The organism is Arthrobacter sp. BGA-UO-ETr-C19 (assembly GCF_059568005.1).
In genome coordinates this window covers 1-20,040 of record NZ_JCAQPC010000016.1, presented here as the reverse complement: position 1 = coordinate 20,040, position 20,040 = coordinate 1, and the positions used below count along the sequence as shown (strand labels likewise).

Here is a 20,040-nt window from a genome sequence, read left to right as displayed (position 1 = left end):
TCAGGAAAGGCCGAGGTTGCGGGCTATTTCGTCGAAGCCGGCAAGGACGTCGTCGAGATCGGCATTGGCGGCAGCTTCAAGGACTTTCGAGATGCTCGGCGCGGCTTCCTTGCCTGTGACCCTTTGAACGGGCTGGTCGAGGTAATCGAAGAACCTGCGCTGGATCTCGTCCGAGAGCCAGCCGCCATATGAAGTACCGCGGGCACCCTGCTCGACAATCAGGACGTTGTTGGTTTTCTGAATGGAGGCCCCGATCGTGTCCCAGTCCAGGGAGGCCCGGTCAAGCCAGCGCAGATCGATGATCTCCGGATCGAGGTCAGGGCGCCGCTCGGCAGCCTGAAGCGAGACATCCACCATGTTCAGGTAACTCAACACAGTGACGCCGTCGCCTGTCCGCCGCACGGCGGCCTTGCCAACGGGCAACTGGTAATCGAGATCCCCCTCAGGGATGTCTCCCTTGGTCCCGTAGAGGTCGACGTGCTCGAGCACGAGCACCGGGTCCTGGAGTTCCAAGGCTGTATTCATCAGCCCGATGTAGTCGTGCGGTGTTGACGGCGCTACGATGCGCCAGCCCGGGTTGTTGGCAAAGATGCCTGCCGGATCCATGGAATGCTGGGAGCCATAGCCCGCTCCCATTGCCACCTTGGAGCGCAGAACCACAGGCATCGCGGATTGGCCGCCGAACATGTGCCGCGCCTTGCCGATCTGATTGAAAATCTGGTCAGCGGCTACCCACAGGAAGTCCGAGTACATGAATTCAACGACTGGTTTGTAGCGCCCGGTCATGGACAGGCCGCCTGCGAGACCCGCGAAGGCGTTTTCGCTGATCGGAGTGCCCAGGACCCGGTCGGGATATGCATCTTTCAGCCCGCGGGTAGCGCCGTTGGTGCCGCCTTTGAGCCGGTGCACATCCTCGCCGAGGACCAGCACGCCCGGGTCCAGGTCCATTCGGCGGCCGAGTACATCTGCAATGGCATCTACGAAGCGGCGCTCCACAGTGCCGGCTTCGGTTTGTCCGCCGGGTGCTGCGCCGGTCAATGCCAGTTTGCTCCTGATGTCGGTATCCACGGCGGCGGGATCCGGCCAAAGAATGGGGCGGATCCGGCGGGCGCCTTTGGCGCTTTCCGGGTCCTTCTCCGTGATTTCGTCAACGATTCGGGTAATTTGCTCGGTGATGTGCGAGGTGAGGTCGTTCAGTTGTTCGTCCGTGAGGAGTCCGCGCCGGGTCATCTCTGCGGCCAGTTTGGCCAAGGGGTCGCGGTCACGCCACTGTTTCTCCTCCTCCTTGGTTCGGTAGCCGAAGGCGCTGCCGGGAAAAGGGCCGTTCTGGTGGAAATAGCGGTAGGTTTCCGCCTCGATGAGGGTTGCTCCCTTGCCAGCGCGCATGTGATCCACGGCTGCCTTCTGGGCAAGGTAGACCGCGAGGGGATCCATGCCGTCCACGCGCCAGGACCTGATTCCGAAGCCGGGGCCACGCGCCGCCAGCCGAGGTTCACCGGTCACGTCGGAAACATGGGTCGAGACAGCGTAGAGATTGTTTTCGATGTAGAAGCACAGCGGCAAACGCCAGGCAGCAGCCAGATTCAGCGTCTCCAGCGTCGACCCTATATTTGAGGCGCCGTCACCGAAATAGGTCACCGTGACCCCCATCCCTCCTGCCGACCCGCCGTCGTCGTGGACTTCTGCGTCATGGCGCTGGGCCCAGGCATTGCCTGCGGCAAGCGGCACTCCGCCACCCACGATCGCGTTCGTGCCCAGCGCTCCGGCCTCAAGCCACTGCAGGTGCATTGAGCCGCCCCGGCCACCGCTGAATCCGGCCTTGAGACCCAAAATCTCGGACATCGTCCGTCGGATGAACTCCGTGACCTGGTCGTTCTTTATCCCGTCGATGATCGACAGACCGTCCGGGGACAGATAGGCAAGGCCCTTTGCCAGGAATTGGTGATGGCCGCGGTGGGTGCCGTTGACGCCGTCAGCTCCCCGCAGCGCCAGAACGGATCCCACAGCTGCTCCCTCCTGGCCAATGCTGGAGTGGGCGGGGCCGTGTACGAGGCCATCTGCTGCCAGCTGCAGGACAACTTCCTCAAAAATCCGGATGGTGTGCATCTGCACCAGCATGGATTCGAGCAGCTCCGGAGCTGCTACGTCCCAGTCTTCGCGGGTTGTCCGCAGCTCTGTGCACTCTGTCGAGTAGGTCAAGGGCGTAGTGGTTGACATCTTTGGCTCCCATGGGGCGTACGTGCATCGCTTTTGCTTTCGTCCCACGATAGGCAGTCGATTGGATCCAATGCAAGGCGCGTAACCCGGTTTAGTGCGCCAATTAACCTCGAATGGATCCATTCACGGTGAGTCCGTATGCTGTAGGCATGGCAACGGAAGCTGTGCTGTTAAAGAAATCCGGCGCTGCAAGCCAGCGCATCGCAGACGAACTAAGTCAACGGATTCTCGACGGGGACCTCGCACCCGGCACGAGGATCCGCCAGGAGCAGATAGCGGAAGAGTTCGGCGTGAGCAGGCTGCCGATCCGTGAAGCGTTGCGCATTCTTGAATCGCATGGGCTCGTCACACTGGTTGCCTCCTCTGGGGCCTGGGTCAGTTCCATGAACCTCGCTGAGTGCCAGGAGACGTATCTGATCCGTGAACGGATTGAGCCGCTCGCGCTGAGCCAGGCCATCGGCAGCGTCAGCATTGAAACCTTGGATCGGCTCACTCAGCTGGCCAGGGAAATGGAGAACTGTCAGGTGGTGGAGGACTTCGTCGAACTGGACCGCGAATTTCACCTGCTGAGTTTTCAGGACGCGGGCATGCCAACCTTGCTGGAGATGGTCGAAAGGCTCTGGAACACCACCCAGCATTATCGGCGCGCGTACGTCCAGTTGATCGGTCCCGAGGGGCTCGAAGACACGCATTTGGAGCATCGGCTCCTTGTGGCGGCCATCCGCCGGCGTGACATCCGCTCTGCGGAGGAACTGTTGGCGATGCATGTCCGCAAAACTCGCATGGCCCTGCTTGATCACCCTGAAATATTCGATCGCTAGAGATAGTTGCTGGAGAAACCAAATGAACCAGGACGCCGAACAGCAAGACATTGCCCTCAAAGAACGGCGCGGACTGCCGGGTATGCGTGGGACGGACCACATCGGATTCACCGTGCCCGACATGGAACAAGCTCACGAATTCTTCGTCAATGTCATTGGGTGCCAACATATTTACTCCCTGGGGCCTTACCCGCAGGACCCTGAGCTGATGCGGACCAAGCTTAACGTCCACCCGGAGGCGACACTGGCGGAGATACGCTTCTACCGCTGCTTCAATGGGTCGAATTTTGAGGTCTTCAACTACTTCTCCCCTGATCAACGGCTGGAACAGCCACGCAACAGTGACATCGGCGGCCACCACCTCGCGTTTTACGTTGACGATCTCGATGCAGCAGTCGACTACCTGAAGGGCCAGGGGATCCAGGTGCTTGGGGAACCGACCTTGAGCTCAGGAGCCAGCACGGGCCAGCGTTGGGTCTATTTCCTGGCGCCATGGGGGATGCAGTTCGAACTCGTGTCCTTTCCGCAAGGAAAAAAGTACGAATCGCAAACGCCCCTGCGGCTCTGGATGCCCTAGGGGGAGCTGGCGCTCCCGCAATCTCTGTCAACATACGGGACGAGGACAACGCCACAGCCGGCCGCCTCTAGCTTGCGGGGAACTTGCGAACGGGTGGCGGCGTCATCCAAGGCTTCGATGTAACGGGTGATCGCGTCGCGGTTCTGGATGAGTAGGTCGATCTTCTGCGACATCCGCTCCCGCTCATGAACCAGCAGCTCTCGAAGTTCTGGATCGGGGTCCGCGACCACAATCTCTTGCGGTTGATCCAAGCACGGCAGGATGTCACTGATAATCCTTGTCGGAATCCCAGCGTCAATCAGGCCGCGGATTTTCTGCACCCGGTCCAGGAGATGGTCGTCATAGACGCGGTAGCCGTTATCGAGCCGGCGCGGCACGACCGGGCCCTGCTCTTCGTAATACCTCAGCATGCGTGCTGGCACGCCTGACCGCTCTGCCAATTGTCCGATACGCATGGCGCTCCTCGGTCGTCGGTCCAGCCTGACGTTAACACTAATGTCAATGCTGGGAATATGCCTCGAATCAAAACACTCGAAATGCGAAAGTTCCGCTCTTTCTATGAAAGTTTTTCTTGACGGCGAGCCCGGAGCGGAAGTACCGTCGGCATACCGATCCCGATTCGCGAAAGAAGAGAAGCTTCGGGCGGCCATCATGCATCCCAGCCGCCTTTGGCGCTGGCATAACGCACTCAGGAGAACAATGCGGACAACGAAGTCGCAGGCCATAACTGCTGCTGAACCGACGGCGGAGCAACACATGGCTGCCACCGTTCTATCCCCGGCAACGCCCACTGAGTTCGGGCCGCAGCAGAGGAAGCTGTTGCGCCGGACCATCGCCGGCAGCGCTGTAGGCAACATCATGGAGCAATACGATTTCGCTCTGTACGCGTCGGCGGCCGCGCTAATCTTCGGAAAGCTGTTTTTTCCAAGCTTCGACCCGACTGTCGCCCTGCTTGCCGCGTTCACGACCCAGGCCGTTGGATTTATTGCACGCCCGCTCGGCAGCCTGGTAGCCGGGCACGTTGGTGACCTCCATGGTCGAAAGCGCGTCCTGGTCGCCATGCTGCTCATCGCAGGCATTTCGACCACCGCCATCGGGCTTCTTCCGACCTACGCTGCCATCGGGATCTGGGCACCAATTTTCCTCGTCATACTGCGCTTCGTGCAGGGCTTTTCCTTCGGTGGCGAATACGGAGGCGCCATTTTGATGGTGAGTGAGACGGCCCCCCGGGAAAAGCGGGGCTTCTACACAGGATTCATTCCGGCATCATCAGCGCTCGGCGGCCTGCTTTCGACAGTCGTACTTTTCGCCGTGACTCTCTTGCCACCGGAAACTTTCGAGGCATGGGGCTGGAGAATCCCGTTCCTGCTATCAATTATCCTCGTCGTGACTGGCCTCATCATTCGGCTTCGTCTCAAAGAGACCCCGGTATACAAAGACGCAGAGGTAAAGGGAAAAACCACCCGCAAGCCCATCCTCGAAGTGATTAAGACCAACCCCAAGCAGCTACTCCTGGCCGCGGGAATCAGTTTCGGATTCGGCACCCTCAATTACGTCGTACTGGGGTGGCTGTTGAGCTACACCGCTGTAGACCTCAAGATTGGCGCGGGCGTGGGCCTGATTGCCCTGGTGATTGGCTATGTTTTCTATGGCATCAGTGACTGGGTGAGCTCTGCGATCTCCGACCGGGTAGGTCGACGCCCCGTCATCCTCACTGGTGGAATTGCTTACGCGGTCTGGGCATTTCCGATGTTCGCTTTGGTCGATACCAAGAGCCCGGTACTCATCGTGGCGGCGATGGCCGTCTCCCTTACTCTCAGTGGCATGATTTACGGGCCGCTGGCCTCCTTGATCAGTGAGCTCTTTGCCACCAAATTCCGGTACAGCGGTGCGTCGATGGGTTACCAGCTCGGACAGACCCTGGGTGGTGGATTCTCGCCGCTGATCGCAACCGGCCTATACGCAGCAACGCTGGCTTCCTGGTCGGTCGCCATCTATCTCATAATCGCCGGGCTTATCACTGCAGCATGCGTATTTTTCCTGACGGAAACCAAGGGTCGAGACCTCACAGAATGACAGAGAGCAACCTCAACTCTGTCTATTGCCGATGTCTCCTGACGCGTTGGGCCTGCGGTGGAACCCACCTTGAGCGAGCTCATTACGACGCTCATTGCCGTTTGCGGTACAGACTTCGCCGTTCGGAGCTCCACCTGGATTTCCAGGTTCGCGGAAAGGACCCGGCAGGCGGCCGCCTGCCGCGGGGTAAGTGCCCAGCCTGCCGACGCCACTGTGCACGTACTTGCGCCTGATGAGGGCAGGCCGTTCAGCGGTTCGTCTGGCTCAACTCCACACAAGAGTCTCACTTTGGCGCATTTTCCGGCTTCGTTGGCGTCGATGGTTATGCCTGCCCGGCGCAACCCCCTCTTATTGTTAATCCTGAACAAGGCTTGGCAAAGAACGCCATCGCACTGACACCGCAGCCGCGCCTAACTGTGGGCATTGACGAGGAACTGTGGGCAACCCGCCGCCGGTTCTGCCATAACCCACCACGCTCGGCGCGGAGAGCACCAACACTTCGAAAGGTATCCCGACGGATGAATCACAGCTCGGAGAATTCCATCACCTTAACCGTCCACCGACGCTCCGAGCTGGAACACCGGCTCGATAGTGCGGTCGGCAAACTGCTCAAAAACGCGAAACAGCGGAAGCAGGGCATGCTCGTGACGCGCAGCAGCCCGGAGACCTTTACCGTCAGCCTGAGTGAAAGAGTGCCCTACGGCATGACCATGGAGAAAGTGAACTGGTAGGCGACACCGGTCATTACGGCATTCTACCGAAATAATGCACGTCGGGCATGGACGCTGAGCCGGCAGAAAAGCCAAAAGAGGAAATTGAATTGCTCGGACGGGGGTTATCGCCCCTGGAAATCAGATATCGAGTGACGTATCCGTGACTGTCTGACCCTGCTGGAGAAAAGCACATATTCGCGGGCGGCCAGCAAGAAGATGCCCCGACGAATGAAAAGCCAGAGCGCTCATGCGCGAACCGCTGTTGACCTGAACCAACCTCGTGGCTGCTTGGCCCTTGGCCGTCGCAAGATGCCAGCTTTTCTTGACCTGCAGAAGAGACAGCGAAGGCAACAGCCTTAAGGAACCGGCTCTGCGCTCACGGCGCGCGTGGATGATAAAAGGAATGAGTTTTAGTGACGACAGCGACTGCCGAGGGAGTCGGGTTCCGTTCCCGGCGGGGGCCCATCCTCATTGCCCTGATGCTCTCCACAGGCTTGGTGGCGATCGATTCGACGATCGTTGCGACGGCGGTGCCCTCGATCGTCGATGACGTTGGCGGGTTCACTTCCTTTCCGTGGCTTTTTTCCGGCTATCTGTTGGCGCAGGCCGTCTCGGTGCCGGTTTACGCGAAGCTCTCGGACGTCGTCGGCCGTAAACCGATCATCCTCAGCGGTATCGGCCTTTTCCTGCTCGGTTCGGTCCTCTGCGGAGTGGCCTGGAGCATGCCGGCGCTCATCGCGTTCCGTGTGCTGCAAGGCCTGGGCGCGGGGGCAGTCCTGCCGGTTGCGATGACCATAGTCGGCGATATCTATACGCTGACGGAGCGGGCGAAGGTGCAGGGTTACCTTGCCAGCGTGTGGGCGGTCTCCTCCGTCGTTGGACCGACGCTCGGGGGCGTGTTCGCCTCGCTGGGCATCTGGCGTGGGATCTTCCTGGTGAACATTCCACTTTGCCTCCTCGCCGGGTGGATGCTGATCCGGACGTTCCACGAGAATGTGGAGCGCGCGAAGCGCCGGGTCGACTATTTGGGGGCGGCCCTCCTGACGCTTTCGCTGAGCCTGCTCATCCTTGGGGCCCTCGAGGGTGGCCAGGCGTGGGCCTGGAACTCTTCCGTCAGCATTGCCGTCTTTGCCGTCGGCGCACTCCTGTTCGGCGTCTTCATGCTCGTCGAGCAGAAGGCAGCGGAGCCGGTCCTCCCGCCGTGGGTTGTGTCCCGGCGGCTGCTGGCGACGACGGCGATGACCTCTTCCGGCGTAGGTGCCGTCATGTTTGGTCTCACCTCCTACATTCCCACGTTCCTTGAAGGGGCCCTCCGGACCTCTCCGATTTTCGCCGGGCTCGCCTTGGCGGCACTGACCGTCGGCTGGCCGATCAGTGCGTCCCAGGCGGGCCGGCTCTATCTTCGGATCGGGTTCCGGAGGACTGCCCTGATCGGCGTCACGGTCACCGTCATCGGTGCATCCTTTCTGGCCCTCACTGCCTCCGCACCGAACGTTTTGGTGGCAGCAACGGGTTGCTTCGTCGTCGGACTTGGACTGGGGCTGGTGGCGACCCCGAGCCTCATTGCCGCCCAGTCAAGCGTTGAATGGAATGAGCGCGGCGTAGTCACCGGCACCAATCTTTTTGCGCGTTCGATCGGCAGCTCCATCGGCGTCGCCGTTTTCGGGGCAGTGGCCAACGCGATCTACGCCAGCGCGCCCGGCGGCGTTTCCGATCCGCAGACAATCGTGTCGGCGTCGACCGCCGTATTCCTGGCCGTACTGGTCTGTGCAGTACTCACCGCTGCCGCCGTTATCGCGATGCCCGCCGTAGACGATGAGAGCACCATCCCCGAGGGGGCCGCCGGGGCCAGTGTGGCATCCTCCCATGGTTAGGATCGTCTTCAGCTCTGTGGATACATGCGTTTGGAACTTGTCCTATTGAGCCTCCGATATTGGGGACTCCGTCAGGCTGGGAACGCGCTGGGCACCTTGGCTGTCCGATGCCCCTGTGGGGCGAGGTCCGGGGTCATGCCCTCTTCCGTGGTCTCGCCGATGAGATGTTCGAAGGAGGCCACGACGCCATGGCATTCATTGAATCCCAGCCCTCGGTTTGCTCCGCACCGAAATGCTCAGCCGATGTCGTTCGTCGAATTCCGCCTGAGCCCGGAAACATGGGTGCAAGACGGACTGACGTAGGGCGTGGAGAAGGATCCTCCACGCCTCAGGGGGCCGTGACAGCTGCTGGGTGCTGCAGCAATATGATCCAAAAAGAGGGTGTGGACAGCGTCCACACCCTGGGCTTCGGATTCGGTTGTACCGGCATCGGACTCGGCCCGACTGCGGATGTTTTCGGGGGAGTGGCGGTTTTTCGGGGGGAGCGGCTGGTTTCGAGTCCCACCTCGGGCACGTGTTTTCCCTGTTCAGGGGCTTTTTAGCCTCTGAGTGTGCACATTTTGTTCACTTGTGGGCCCCTTCGGGGGCCTTTTCTATTGGTGGCCGGTGCTGTGGCCGGGTGCCTCCTTGCCTTCCTGGATGGACGGGTTGTTGTTCGTTACCAGTTCATGGGCGTTCATGGGTCGGCCAACATGACCTGTGAGATATTCGGTGCGAGTTTCTTTGGTGCGTCGCTGGGTGTTCACCAGGTTCCTCCCTACGGCTGTTGGTGGCTGTTCTTCTTCTTCATGGTGGGTGCGGGGGAGGGCGGCATGACTTGCGCGATACAGGTGGTAAGTTCCTGGGCCGGGCGCGCCCGGGCTGACTGATACTGCCCGACGGCGGGCCAACGGCGCCCTGCGTTGGAGCCCATGATGCTCACCGCCTTCTTCCTGGGATCGAGGGTTTTTCTGTTGATAGTTGTTCATGGTCGCCCCCGGGAGTCGACGACGTGACGCTGTGGATTTCTTGCCGCTGTGTCCCCGAAGTGAGGTCCTGGTGTCTGGCTGGTCCTTCATAGTTGTTCATTGCCAGCCTGTTGGATGAGTGCATGACGGAATGAAGAGTTGCCGAGCCGCCCTTAGTGGCGAAGAGCCCATAGGCCAGGCTGTGCTGCGGCTCTGTCCTTTTGGGCCACTTGTGCAGACGTCCGGATAGCCTGTCCGCCCGGCATGGCCTCTCTTGCCAACCTGTCTCGACCTCTCTGTGGCGATGCGTGGGCTGTCCCAGTCATGTTGGCGTCCAAGAGTTTCGAGGGCCGCCGTCAGAAACGAAGGAAACGAACCCTACCCCGACAGCTGGCAGCTCCCTGCCTGACGTCAGGTTGGGGTGTGCCTCATCTTGGAGCCGGCCCCCGGCCGGGAAGGGGAAAGCCCTCGACCGGAGCGGGTCGAGGGCTTTCCTCATGTGCAGTGTTGCGGAGGAGATGGAAGGTCTACGGCTTGGAACCGTTCGTCTGGGTCCCGCCGTGTGGAGTCTCGAAGAGCAGGTGCTCGCCTTCCAGCACTTCGGGGTCTGCCGGTGCGACGGTGGCACGTCGGCCCTTGAATCCAGTCTCCGGGAGCGTGAAGTAGACGATGAGGGAGAGGGTGACGATGGCGATCATGTAGTACGCAACGAACATGGGCTGTCCGGCGCCGACGAATGCAGCGGCAATCAGTGGTGCGGTGCCACCGAAGACGGCGATCACGATCTGGTGCGCGAAACCGATGCCTGCTACCCGGACTGAGGCCGGGAACAGCTCTGCCTGGATTGTCGGGTAGACCGCCTGCCAGATTCCGAGAACCACCCAGCCGGAGGCTGAGACAAGAACGTAGACCCAGAAGCCTGGCTGGTTCAGCAGCAGAAGCAGTGGGTAGAAGAGCACGATCATGCCGATGGCGCCGATGATGGGGAAGATCTTGCGGCGGCCGAGGCGGTCGGAAAGGTATCCGCAGACCGGCACGATGACCACGAGCAAGACCAGCCCGATAACGCTCCCGGCCAGGGTGGAGGACAGGTCCCGGCCGGTGGTCAGCTTGGCATAGGTGGGGAGGAAGGTGGCCCAGGTGTAGTAGGCCACGGCCGGGGCAGAGAGTGCCGCTGCCTGGAGCAGAGCCTTCGGGTGTTCGCGGAGCAGGTCCTTCAGACGCGCCAAGGGGGACTTTTGATCGACGAGGGCAGCTGCCTCAAACTCAGGGGTCTCATCCGAGCGGGCCCGCAGGATGAGACCGGCGACGCCGAGGACGCCGCCGATGAGGAACGGGATGCGCCAACCCCAGGCTGCGAGTTCGGCGGGAGCAAAGGATGATGTCACGATTGCGGCCGAACCGGTCGCTGCAAGGGTAGCAAGGCCGCTTGCCATGTTGGAGAACGAGCCGAACAGGCCCCTCCGGTTTGCGGGAGCGTGTTCGACCATGAACGCGATGGCGCTTTGCTGCTCGGTGCCGGCCGAGATTCCCTGGAGGATGCGTGCAACCAGGAAGAGAACAGGTGCTGCGTAGCCGATCGTCGCGAATGAAGGGGTGAGGCCGATGATCAGAGAGCCGAGCGCCATCCCGGAGATGGACAGCGTCAGGATGAGCCGGCGGCCGTAGCGGTCGGCCAGCGGCGAAATGATGATTCCGCTGAGCGGGCGTATAACAAATCCGACCGCGTAGGTGAGCAGCGCTGCGACAAGGGACGCGAACGGGTTCTCGCTTGGGAATATCTGTCCCGCGAACACCGCTGCCAGCAGCCCGTAGATGTACCAGTCGTACCACTCAACAAAGTGGCCGATCGTGCCTGCCACCATGTTGACGGAGCGCCGGGGCGGCTCGGGCACTTCCGGAAGGCCCGAGCTGTCGAGCGCATCTTTTGAGGTCTTCATTGAACTCTCCATACTTTCACGTTGCTGAGGAGGGGTTACGGATTGAACCGGAGGCAATCGGTCCTCCGGCTTTTCACCGGAACGAATAAGACGATTGCTGAGATCGGTTGCTGAGATCGGTTGCAGAGATCGGTTGCAACAACACTAAGGTCGGCAAAAGAGACTTGTCAACGTCTTTTTGTGAGCCGGGTCGCAGGTTCTGGCATTTCCGATTCCGGGGGAGGGTGAAACGCTTTGTGCACTGGAGGCAGACGTGCTGCCTCGCCCCGTTTAGGGATTGCATGGCCCATTCATGCTGGGGCTGCAAGAGCGGCCCGCGTGGAACTGACCGAAATGAGGGCTCTCAGGGTTGAGCTATCACTCCTCTGCCGGAAGGGGTGTCTCGTTGTTGAAGTCCAGGTACTGCACGCCTGACCACGCGCATTCCAAACTCCCGTAGACGGACCAGTACTCATCCCAATGGGAAAGTTTCCACTGGTCCCGTTCCAGGCCGCGGCGGGTGATCCGGTCCCGCAGAAGGTCCTGGGGGACCCTCACCCGCACCACCGTGGTTTCAGAAGGTGGCCAATGAAACTTTTCTGCCGCGCGCGTCAGAAAATCCGGATCGTCGAAGTAGGCTCCGAAAGGGGCATCGAGCACGACGGACCGACCCAGGCGAAGGTTTGCCCCGGCGACGTCCATGAGTGTCTCGTACTCGAGGGGTAGCAGGTTGTCGCGATAGTAGTCGTTGGATTCCCGGTCGGTGGGGTTGTGTCCAGTTGCCTTCAGCGCGAACTCGACGAAGCGTCCGCATACGCGGTCCTTGTCCAGGTATGCCGCGTTATGTTCTTTTGCTGTTTTCTGCGCGACCGTCGTTTTACCGGACCCGGCCGGGCCAATAACAATATGGACGCTGGGGACCGTCATCGGCGGGCCTCTGCCACTGCTGAGAGGAACTCCTCGGCGGCTTTGGTGACGCGGCTAAAGTCGCCGTCCGGCTGCCATGCTTTTGTCACGTAGCTGCCGACGCCGACACCTGTTACGCCCGCTGCAAACCATTCACCCACGTTCTGCACGGTTACGCCGCCTGCCGGCATGATCGGCAGATGCGCGAGCGGGGCGAGTACGGACTTGGCGTAGGGGATTCCGCCGGCCTCAGTGGGGAAGAGCTTGAGGATGTCAGCACCCGCCTCGGCGGAGTTAACAAGCTCGGTGGGTGTGTAGGCCCCGCTAATGGTGGGTATCTGGTAACGGTTTGCTGTCCGGATCATTGCCGGGTTCAGCTGGGGACTGACCAAAAATTCGGCCCCGGCGCGGATGCACTCATAGGCTGAGTGCTCGTCCAGCACCGTTCCGGCGCCGATCGCGACTCCATTGGCCCCATGCTTGGCGGCGAGCCGGCGGATTACCTCGACGGCACCCGGGACGGAAAGCGTGATTTCAAGGGCGCGGAAGCCTCCTGCAATGGCGGCTTCGGCAACGCGTTCTGCCACGTCGGCGTTCTCGAGGCGGACGATCAGGACGGCGCCGGATTCGTCGATGGTCTGCAGGGTGCGGAGTTTCTTGTACATGGTGGCCTTTCTTGGGCCCAGGCGTGTTGATGCTCAAAGTTGCCTGGGCCACCGTTGAAGTGTCGTTGACAAACTTTCCCACCATCCATACTGTTATTGCAACCGATCTCAGCAACCGATCTCATAAAGGCGTTGAGAGCAAGACCCAATACTTAGCAAAGGAGCTGGCAGGGTGAGCAAAACACGCACAATCATTCTTGGTGCTTCACACTGGCACACTCCGCTCTACGCAAACGCCATCGCTGAAGTGCACAACGTCGTTGGCGTCAGTGACGACGACGTATCCCTAGTCAAAGGGCTTGCCGATGTCTGGGAAGCGCCGGTGGAAGTTGACTGGCGCAAGCTGGTTGACCTTCCCGATATTGGGCTCGCCTACGTATTTGGACCTCATAGCGGGATGGCGGAGAAGTGTCATGCCCTGATCGAGCGTGGTGTTCCGTTCGTGGTGGAAAAGCCGCTGGGAACGTCCCTTGCCGAACTTACTGCCGTGCGAAAAGCCGCCGAGGCAGCCGGCGTGCCCGCCACCGTCCCACTGATCCAGCGGGACGGCCCCACCGACCGGTGGCTCGCCAGAGCCGGCCGGCCGACGTATCAGCGGACCTCATTTATTGCCGGACCGCCCTCCCGCTACCTCGATAACGGCAATGCGTGGATGCTGGACCCGGCCAAGGCCGGCGGAGGGTGCCTGGCTAACCTTGGTCCACACTTCGTGGACCTGTTCCTGCAGGGCTGTAACGCAACCACAGTTCGTGTGCAGTCCCGGCTTTCGTCAACGTTGCACGGCGGAGACGTGGAGGACCACGCCAGCCTCATCATCACTACGCCGGAGGGACGCGAAGCCATCGTGGAGGTCGGATACGCCTTCCCGGGCTCCCCGCTGAAGCGCTACTGCAGCTACACCTCGGTCGGTGAAGCAGGATACGCCTCCGTTGACTCCGATGGTTCTGCCACATTCACCGCGTTGGACGGGACAAGCGAGTCCGCCACGATCAACGTGGACAGCGACCTTCTCTACGATCCGTTCGTGCGGCGGGTCGCCCAGACGCTGGAAGATGGATTCAAGGGCTTGCCGACGCTGGCCCAGCTCGAAAACGTCATGCGCCCCATTTGGCAGGCCTATGACGACCAGCACGGAGGAAGAGAACATGCCTGATCTGAGTATCGACGTCGTCGCCAAAGCCGCCGGTGTCCACCGGTCCACGGTCTCCCGGGCATTCTCCCGCCCGGAAGCGGTAAAAACTGAAACCCGGGAGCACATCCTCCGTGTCGCCGAGGGCCTCGGCTACACGATGAGTCCACTGGCCCAGGCGCTTCGACGTAAAACCAGCACTTTCATCCCGCTGATCGTTCCTGACATCACCAACCCGTTCTTTGCAGAACTTGCCAAGACGATGACGCAGGCGGCGGACGAGCGCGGCTACCAGCTGCTGCTCTGCGTCACCAATGGGGACCCTGCCAAGACCGACGGATACTTCACCGCCATGCAGGCCATGTATGCCCCCTTCGGTATCGTCGCACCTTCCACAAAGGTCGACACCGAAGCCCTGAAACGCTTCGACTTCGGCCACAAAGTCGTCGTGATCGACCGGGTGGAAGGCGACGATGCGGTCCCAACGGTCACCGTCGACAGCCGCCGCGGAATCATGCTCGCGCTGGACCACCTGCATTCACTGGGGCACAGTTCGATCGGCTACGTTTCCGGCATCGCCGGAACCCACACCGCCCAGGACCGGATGGACGCGTACCTGGAGCTGTCCGCCGATAGCGGCAGCGCCCCTGTGGTACTGGACAGCGGGTCGGATCTGGATGCGGGCACGCGTGGGGCAGAGCATTTCCTCGAGATGGAGAAGCCGCCAACGGCCATCATCGCGGCCAACGACATGGTGGCCTTTGCGGTCATCTCGGCCCTCGGCAAAAGCGGCGTGCGCGTACCGGAGGACGTGTCGGTCATTGGCTTTGACGGCCTGGCTTTGGGGGCCCGGTTCAACCCTCCCCTGACGACCATCCGGCAGCCCATCGCCGACATGGGACACATCGCCATCGAACTGGCCGAGAAGCAGAACATCGACGGCTCCGTGGACCACATCGTCCTCGAACCTGAACTTCTGGTCCGTAGCTCCACCACGGCACCGCGCAAATGACCTCGCAAAGGAACGATGCCGAAGCAGGCACACTGCGGCGGTTGCCGGGGCTCCAGCACACGGACCACGTCGGCCTGACCGTCCCCAACCTCGAGGAGGGTATCCGGTTCTTCGTAGACGTGCTCGGGGCCGAGGAACTGTACCGCTCAGAGCGGGGGCCCGACGAAGAATTCATGCCCACAAACTTCGACGTCCCGGCAGATGCGAAACTCACGCTCGCCATGCTGCGACTGCCCCCGAACCTCAATATTGAACTCTTCGAGTGGAGCAGCGCTGAGCGGCTCGAAACCCCGCCGCGGCATTGCGATGCGGGCGGGCACCACCTGTGCTTCGTCGTGGACGACGTCGATGAAGCGATCGCCGTGCTCCAGGAAATACCTGGGGTGCGGGTGCTGGGTGAGCGCAAGGAAGTCGCAGGCGACAGCCCGCGCGTAGCCGGCAACCGCTGGACCTACTTCCTTACCCCCTGGGGGCTGCTGATGGAGATCGTCGATCGGTCCCGCGTCGCAGCCCCACCCCGGCTGGTCGGTCCTGCGGACTGGGCAGCGGCTCCAAACACTTCCAGAAAGGACACTCAATGATGCGGCTTGCAGGTCACACACTCGGAACCCCGGACCACACGGTTCCCCAGGCACTGGCGCTCTTCAAAGCCGCCGGTCTCGACGCCGCGGAGGTCATCTACCAGGACGACTACCTGTCAGGGTTGCCTCTGGGTGACCGGCGCGCCGCGATGGAGGCATTGAACGCTTCCGACAGCGAAGGCGTACCGATCGTAGGCCTTACGCCCTACACGACAGCCATCAACTCCCTCGATGACGTGGAGTGGCGCGGCGCGGTCGATGAATTCCGGGGTGCCATTGAAACCGCGCATATGGTCGGGGCTGACCGGGTCCGTGTCTACGCCGGGTCCTGGCATGCCGGGGACTCCGACCATGCCCGCCGGTGGGCAAAGCTCGTGGATGCACTGCAAACCCTTGCCCCTGAAGCTGAACAGGCAGGTGTGCGGCTGTGCGTTGAGAACCACTTCGGCACCATGACCCAGTCCGCGGCCGAAACTGCAGCCCTGGTCCGCGAAGTCGCGCACCCGGCCATCCGCGTTCTATACGATCAGGCGAACCTGACCTTCACCCATGACGAAAAGTTCGAACAGGCCCTCGCTGTCCAAGGCGACCTGATCGGCCACGTACACGTGAAGGACCTTGTCTTCACCGATCCCAACGCCGCCTTCCGCGCAACCGAAACAGCCCGGGTTAACGCTTCCGAGCGGGCCGTACGGTCCCGCGTCGTAGGAAGCGGCGTCGTTCCCTGGCCCCAAATTCTCTCCGGGCTGGTGCAGCACGGCTACGACGACGTGCTCAGCATCGAACTTGAATACCGCTGGCACCGGCAAGACCTTCCCAAGCCCGAGGACGGATTCAGGGAATCAGCCGACGTCCTGCGCGCCATGCTCTCTGATCCCGCCCATGTAAGGAACGCCCGATGAACACCAACCGCCTCCGCGTCGGCGTCATCGGCGCCGGGAACATCGCAACCATTGCCCAGCTGCCCACACTCGTCCAGCGCGACGATGTTGAGCTGGCCGCCCTGGTGTCACGCCGTGAGGATCCGGGCAGCCTGGTCCGGCGCTGGGGCTTCGGCTCCGCCTACAAGTCGGTCGAGGACATGCTGGATGCGCAGGACCTGGACGCCGTCTTCGTCCTCACACCCCGGTCCGAACACGCCCACGCGGTCCAACTGTGCCTCAGCCGCGACGTCGACGTGTTCTGCGAAAAACCCCTGGCTCCGGCCACCGAGGAGGCAGAACGTCTCGCGGACCTCGCCGATGAGCGCGGCCGCATCCTGATGGTGGACTTCAACCGCCGCTACGCCCCCGTTTACACCGCAGGCCGTGAGCTGTTTGGCACGAAGGGCGCTACCTTCTGCGTCGCACAAAAGAACCGCCCTGGATCGGAATACCGCGCCACGTTCGAGAACGCCATCCATATGGTCGACCTGCTCCGCTGGTACTGCGGCGGCGAACCCGTGGACGTGGCCGCACACGCTGCCGGTGATGACCCCTGGGAAGAAGACGGCGTCGCAGCCATGATCCGCTTCAGCACCGGCAACACCGGAGTGCTCATGGCAGCCCGGACAGCAGGAGCCTGGAGTGAAAAACTCGACGCCTACGGCGACGGCAAGACCGTGGAAGTCAGGGCACCGGAAACCGTCTCGACCACGGTCAAGGGAATCACCACCTCGCGCGAGCTCAGCGCCGAGGCCTACGGCTGGGCCACAGCGACCGATACGCTCGGCTTCTCCGCCGCCGTCCACCATTTCCTGGACCGGGTCGCCGACAGGGCCCAGCCACTGACCTCCGGCCGCGACGCCGTCCATACACAGCGGCTGCTCGACCGGATCCTCGCCGCCTCAGGCCTGCCCACAGAAGAACAAGAAGGCCGGCAATGGGCAAGCCACGCCACCAGCGCGAACAACAGCTAGTCAGCACCGGCACGTACGCCACCCTGGACCGGGGGATTGCAGACAACAGGCTTCAACAGTGCGGCAGAAGGTCGGGCACGGAGCGACGCCCACTGAAGCAGCCGCGCCCGGAGCCCTGGCACACCCTTTGGGAAACACCTCAAGTAAGGACCTAGAAAGATGAAACGAGCAGACCAAGTCGTTCTGGTGACCGGATCAAGTGGCGGAATCGGCGATGCAGTCGTCAGCGCACTCACAGCCGAAGGGGCCCTCGTCATAGGTGCCGACCGTGGCCCGAAGGAGGGCCAGGAACTGGCCGGCTTCTTGTCATCGAAGTCGTCCAGGTCCGCGTGGCTCCCGAAATCTTGCAGGACAGGCTGCGCAAGCGAGGCCTTGAGCGCGACCTTGTCAAGCTCGCACAGTGGGACGAGTACTGGGCTGAGCACGGCGACCAACTCTGCTCTTGGACAGATGTTCCAGTGACGGAGCTGAGTGCACCGCGCAAACGGGCGAACCCGATGATCAGCGGAACGACGACGCTCATCGCGCACCTGGGATATCCCACGCACACGTTCAAGTCGTCTCTGATCTGCAACCCATGGTTTGAAACGCACGCGATCGATGCAGTCGTCGTCCCCATGGGGATCAAACCGGAGGACTACCCCGACTTCTTCCGCTCCGTCTTCACGCTAACCAACATCCGAGGCGCGCTTGTCACCATGCCGCACAAGGTGGTCACCATGAACCTCGTCGACGAGGTCAGCCCAACTGCCCAGATCGCCGGTGCCACCAATGCCGTCCTCAGGCGAGATGACGGATCACTGTTGGCCGAGCAGTTCGACGGAGCAGGCTTCGTCCGCGGCGCCCTGCGCAAAGGATTCGACCCTCACGGCAAGCGGGCCCTGGTCGTCGGCAACGGCGGCGTGGGCTCGCCGATCGCCGCCTCACTGGCCGGCCTCGGACTTGCCGGCATCGGCTTGTTCGACCCCGATACAGGTGCCTCCGACGCGCTCGCCCAGCGCATCAGCGCGCACTACCCTGACGTGCAGATCGCCATGGGGTCCAAAGATCCCGAGGGCTACGACCTGATCGTCAACGCCACCCCGCTCGGCATGAGGGACGGTGACCCCATGCCTGTCGACATCGACCGGATCACCCCCGGCTCCTATGTCGGGGACGTCGTGCTGAAGGCGGGAATGACCCCATTCCTGCAGGCCGCCAAGCAGAAGGGATGCACAGTTCAGGTGGGCAGCGACATGCTGTTCGAGATGATCCCCGCTTACCTCGAGTTCTTCGGATTCGGCACTGCGACAGCCGAAGAACTGCGCACAACAGCGCAACTGCCCTTATGAAGAAAGGCCTTCGTGACGATGAGGTGGTTGTGAGTGAGGTTCTTCCTTTGATCCCTGAGCGGCCACATGAGTTCCTGCACAATAGCGGTGCGCCGACCGTTGTCTCGAGATCTCGCACAACAACGCTGACGGCGGATTGCGCGATGTGCAGCTCCTTGGCGGCCGCGGTGAAGCTGAGATTCCGGCGACCGAAACCAAGATCTGCAACTTTCGGTTCGCAACCTGCGGAAACGCTGCATTCGTCGTTGGACGGGAGTTCTCGCAGCTACTTTTACTCCCGTTGTTTTTACGCCGATAACAGCGATTCGGGTAACTTGTCTCTCTCGGCCAAGTCGGCCGGCTTCGACGTAGCGCGGGCGTTGGCAGAGGCCTTTCCTCTTCCCGATTAATAGGGGAGGGGAGGAGCAACACCGCTTTTTTGGGGAATTCTTCCCATGTCCTGTACGTTGCAGGTCCGGTAACCCACCCCAACAGAGAAGAGATGCACCGCTGTGGCAACCGATTACGACGAACTGCGCACCGACGTTAAGGAGTCCCAGGAAAATTCGCTGGAGGCCCTGAAGTCCGCCAAAGCGCCGGATGCGAAGTCTGTGGTGCAGGAGCTTGACGAGGTTGACACCCTCGACGGCCTGACCCCGGGCGGCGAGTTCATTGCCGAAGAGCTCGTGGTGCAGGTCATCCCGCAGGCTGATGATGAGTTCACCTGTTACTCGTGTTTCCTAGTCCGCCACCGTTCGCAGAAGGCGCGCGAGAAGGACGGCCATGCCTACTGTGTCGAATGCGAGGGCTGAGGCCCCCGCTATTGGCCGACTGTCCCGGAGCGGGTCTGGGACTGGGACAGCATCCGCGAACGTGAGGCTCGACTCTCTTGTAGCGAAAAAGGAATAGGGAAGCCTTCCAGTGCCTTGTTGCTGGTGGGCCCGCTGACTGTTGGCTGCCTCCTTCGAAAGGACCCTTTTGCCCACAGTTTTCATTCCCTTCACCATGCGCGCGTCAGCCCGCAATGACCAACGCGGCACCTTCCGCACTGACATTGAACGACTGAGCGCCGGACACCGGCACTGGGCACCCCGTGACGTGCTCAGGTCCACGAATACCCAGGCTGTTTTCCGCGGTGCCGTCCCGAAGGGCGCACACACCGCGACTGATGCGAGCCTTGCACGCTTCCTCCAGGATCGTCTCGCCACTGCTGAAATCCATCTGGACCTCAGCGTCACAATCGAGCGATAGCCGGCCCCAAAGCCCCGGACCATGGGGACTGTCCGATAAACGGTGTGTGGAGTCCGGCCGGTTTTCATTATTGAGTGGTTCTTTCGAACCGGCCGGCGAAGGTAATAGCGAACGCGTTCAGCGCAGGCTTCCACCTCATCACCCA

Annotated in this window: 18 protein-coding genes and 2 pseudogenes; 13 read left to right on the top strand and 7 right to left on the bottom strand. The window is 61.6% G+C overall.

The genetic code is table 11. The features are described from left to right. Complete coding sequence (locus AC57BR_RS09005; RefSeq protein WP_496359671.1) at window positions 1-2,217, bottom strand: alpha-ketoacid dehydrogenase subunit alpha/beta; 2,217 nt, start codon at window positions 2,215-2,217, stop codon at window positions 1-3. A gap of 149 nt (window positions 2,218-2,366) precedes the next feature. Between AC57BR_RS09005 and AC57BR_RS09000 the strand changes: the two genes are divergently transcribed. Continuing rightward, window positions 2,367-3,038 (top strand): GntR family transcriptional regulator, encoded by a 672-nt coding sequence (locus tag AC57BR_RS09000; RefSeq protein ID WP_496359669.1) that lies wholly within the window; start codon window positions 2,367-2,369, stop codon window positions 3,036-3,038. 22 nt (window positions 3,039-3,060) lie between these two features. Continuing rightward, entirely contained in the window at window positions 3,061-3,615 is a 555-nt protein-coding gene (locus AC57BR_RS08995) for a VOC family protein (protein ID WP_496359667.1), read from the top strand. On the opposite strand, the gene AC57BR_RS08990 is transcribed toward AC57BR_RS08995, so the two are convergent. Beyond that, complete coding sequence (locus AC57BR_RS08990) at window positions 3,612-4,070, bottom strand: MerR family transcriptional regulator (protein WP_496359665.1); 459 nt, start codon at window positions 4,068-4,070, stop codon at window positions 3,612-3,614. The genes AC57BR_RS08995 and AC57BR_RS08990 overlap by 4 nt on opposite strands. Window positions 4,071-4,371: 301 nt before the next feature. Between AC57BR_RS08990 and AC57BR_RS08985 the strand changes: the two genes are divergently transcribed. From AC57BR_RS08985 to AC57BR_RS08975, 3 genes are all read left to right on the top strand, one after another. Continuing rightward, complete coding sequence (locus AC57BR_RS08985; protein ID WP_496359663.1) at window positions 4,372-5,691, top strand: MFS transporter; 1,320 nt, start codon at window positions 4,372-4,374, stop codon at window positions 5,689-5,691. A gap of 518 nt (window positions 5,692-6,209) precedes the next feature. Next, window positions 6,210-6,422: a hypothetical protein gene (locus AC57BR_RS08980; protein ID WP_496359661.1), complete on the top strand. Its 213-nt coding sequence runs from the start codon at window positions 6,210-6,212 to the stop codon at window positions 6,420-6,422. 395 nt (window positions 6,423-6,817) lie between these two features. Beyond that, window positions 6,818-8,278 carry an MFS transporter gene (locus AC57BR_RS08975; protein ID WP_496359659.1) on the top strand — a complete coding sequence of 487 codons (1,461 nt, stop codon included), beginning with the start codon at window positions 6,818-6,820 and terminating at the stop codon, window positions 8,276-8,278. Window positions 8,279-8,871: 593 nt separating this feature from the next. Here the strand turns inward: AC57BR_RS08975 and AC57BR_RS08970 are convergent. From AC57BR_RS08970 to AC57BR_RS08955, 4 genes are all read right to left on the bottom strand, one after another. Then, a complete protein-coding gene (locus AC57BR_RS08970) occupies window positions 8,872-9,024 on the bottom strand; it encodes a hypothetical protein (protein ID WP_496359657.1) in 153 nt (50 codons plus the stop codon). A gap of 728 nt (window positions 9,025-9,752) precedes the next feature. Beyond that, entirely contained in the window at window positions 9,753-11,165 is a 1,413-nt protein-coding gene (locus tag AC57BR_RS08965) for an MFS transporter (protein WP_496359655.1), read from the bottom strand. A 357-nt stretch (window positions 11,166-11,522) separates the two neighbouring features. Further along, window positions 11,523-12,071 carry a P-loop nucleotide/nucleoside kinase family protein gene (locus AC57BR_RS08960; RefSeq protein ID WP_496359653.1) on the bottom strand — a complete coding sequence of 183 codons (549 nt, stop codon included), beginning with the start codon at window positions 12,069-12,071 and terminating at the stop codon, window positions 11,523-11,525. Continuing rightward, window positions 12,068-12,715, bottom strand: coding sequence for a bifunctional 4-hydroxy-2-oxoglutarate aldolase/2-dehydro-3-deoxy-phosphogluconate aldolase (locus AC57BR_RS08955; protein WP_496359651.1), 648 nt, complete (start codon window positions 12,713-12,715; stop codon window positions 12,068-12,070). Before AC57BR_RS08955 ends, AC57BR_RS08960 begins: the two co-directional genes overlap by 4 nt. 172 nt (window positions 12,716-12,887) lie before the next feature. Here AC57BR_RS08955 and AC57BR_RS08950 point away from each other — a divergent pair, with 172 nt between their 5' ends. From AC57BR_RS08950 to AC57BR_RS08920, 7 genes and pseudogenes are all read left to right on the top strand, one after another. Next, window positions 12,888-13,868: a Gfo/Idh/MocA family protein gene (locus AC57BR_RS08950; RefSeq protein ID WP_496359649.1), complete on the top strand. Its 981-nt coding sequence runs from the start codon at window positions 12,888-12,890 to the stop codon at window positions 13,866-13,868. Beyond that, entirely contained in the window at window positions 13,861-14,856 is a 996-nt protein-coding gene (locus AC57BR_RS08945; protein WP_496359647.1) for a LacI family DNA-binding transcriptional regulator, read from the top strand. Before AC57BR_RS08950 ends, AC57BR_RS08945 begins: the two co-directional genes overlap by 8 nt. Then, window positions 14,853-15,437 (top strand): VOC family protein, encoded by a 585-nt coding sequence (locus AC57BR_RS08940; RefSeq protein ID WP_496359645.1) that lies wholly within the window; start codon window positions 14,853-14,855, stop codon window positions 15,435-15,437. Before AC57BR_RS08945 ends, AC57BR_RS08940 begins: the two co-directional genes overlap by 4 nt. Continuing rightward, window positions 15,434-16,339, top strand: a complete 906-nt coding sequence (locus AC57BR_RS08935; protein ID WP_496359643.1) for a sugar phosphate isomerase/epimerase family protein — start codon at window positions 15,434-15,436, stop codon at window positions 16,337-16,339. Before AC57BR_RS08940 ends, AC57BR_RS08935 begins: the two co-directional genes overlap by 4 nt. Further along, entirely contained in the window at window positions 16,336-17,334 is a 999-nt protein-coding gene (locus AC57BR_RS08930) for a Gfo/Idh/MocA family protein (protein WP_496359641.1), read from the top strand. The genes AC57BR_RS08935 and AC57BR_RS08930 overlap by 4 nt, the downstream gene beginning before the upstream one ends. A gap of 159 nt (window positions 17,335-17,493) precedes the next feature. Continuing rightward, window positions 17,494-17,643 (top strand): annotated as a pseudogene (locus AC57BR_RS08925) (SDR family NAD(P)-dependent oxidoreductase); the annotation flags it as partial. A gap of 20 nt (window positions 17,644-17,663) precedes the next feature. Then, window positions 17,664-18,665, top strand: coding sequence for a shikimate dehydrogenase family protein (locus AC57BR_RS08920; protein ID WP_496359639.1), 1,002 nt, complete (start codon window positions 17,664-17,666; stop codon window positions 18,663-18,665). Window positions 18,666-18,744: 79 nt separating this feature from the next. Here the strand turns inward: AC57BR_RS08920 and AC57BR_RS08915 are convergent. Continuing rightward, window positions 18,745-18,930 (bottom strand): annotated as a pseudogene (locus tag AC57BR_RS08915) (helix-turn-helix domain-containing protein); the annotation flags it as partial. Between the two features lie 226 nt (window positions 18,931-19,156). On the opposite strand from AC57BR_RS08915, the gene AC57BR_RS08910 reads away from it, so the two are divergent. Beyond that, window positions 19,157-19,456, top strand: a complete 300-nt coding sequence (locus tag AC57BR_RS08910) for a DUF4193 domain-containing protein (RefSeq protein WP_408978212.1) — start codon at window positions 19,157-19,159, stop codon at window positions 19,454-19,456. Window positions 19,457-20,040 lie beyond the last annotated feature (584 nt).

Coding starts and splice junctions, on each gene's coding strand:
- AC57BR_RS08935 (WP_496359643.1), top strand. CDS start 15,434: ATGATGCGGCTTGCAGGTCACACACTCGGAACCCCGGACCACACGGTT.
- AC57BR_RS08980 (WP_496359661.1), top strand. CDS start 6,210: ATGAATCACAGCTCGGAGAATTCCATCACCTTAACCGTCCACCGACGC.
- AC57BR_RS08955 (WP_496359651.1), bottom strand. CDS start 12,715: ATGTACAAGAAACTCCGCACCCTGCAGACCATCGACGAATCCGGCGCC.
- AC57BR_RS08990 (WP_496359665.1), bottom strand. CDS start 4,070: ATGCGTATCGGACAATTGGCAGAGCGGTCAGGCGTGCCAGCACGCATG.
- AC57BR_RS08940 (WP_496359645.1), top strand. CDS start 14,853: ATGACCTCGCAAAGGAACGATGCCGAAGCAGGCACACTGCGGCGGTTG.
- AC57BR_RS08930 (WP_496359641.1), top strand. CDS start 16,336: ATGAACACCAACCGCCTCCGCGTCGGCGTCATCGGCGCCGGGAACATC.
- AC57BR_RS08945 (WP_496359647.1), top strand. CDS start 13,861: ATGCCTGATCTGAGTATCGACGTCGTCGCCAAAGCCGCCGGTGTCCAC.
- AC57BR_RS08960 (WP_496359653.1), bottom strand. CDS start 12,071: ATGACGGTCCCCAGCGTCCATATTGTTATTGGCCCGGCCGGGTCCGGT.
- AC57BR_RS08965 (WP_496359655.1), bottom strand. CDS start 11,165: ATGAAGACCTCAAAAGATGCGCTCGACAGCTCGGGCCTTCCGGAAGTG.
- AC57BR_RS08985 (WP_496359663.1), top strand. CDS start 4,372: ATGGCTGCCACCGTTCTATCCCCGGCAACGCCCACTGAGTTCGGGCCG.
- AC57BR_RS09005 (WP_496359671.1), bottom strand. CDS start 2,217: ATGTCAACCACTACGCCCTTGACCTACTCGACAGAGTGCACAGAGCTG.
- AC57BR_RS08995 (WP_496359667.1), top strand. CDS start 3,061: ATGAACCAGGACGCCGAACAGCAAGACATTGCCCTCAAAGAACGGCGC.
- AC57BR_RS09000 (WP_496359669.1), top strand. CDS start 2,367: ATGGCAACGGAAGCTGTGCTGTTAAAGAAATCCGGCGCTGCAAGCCAG.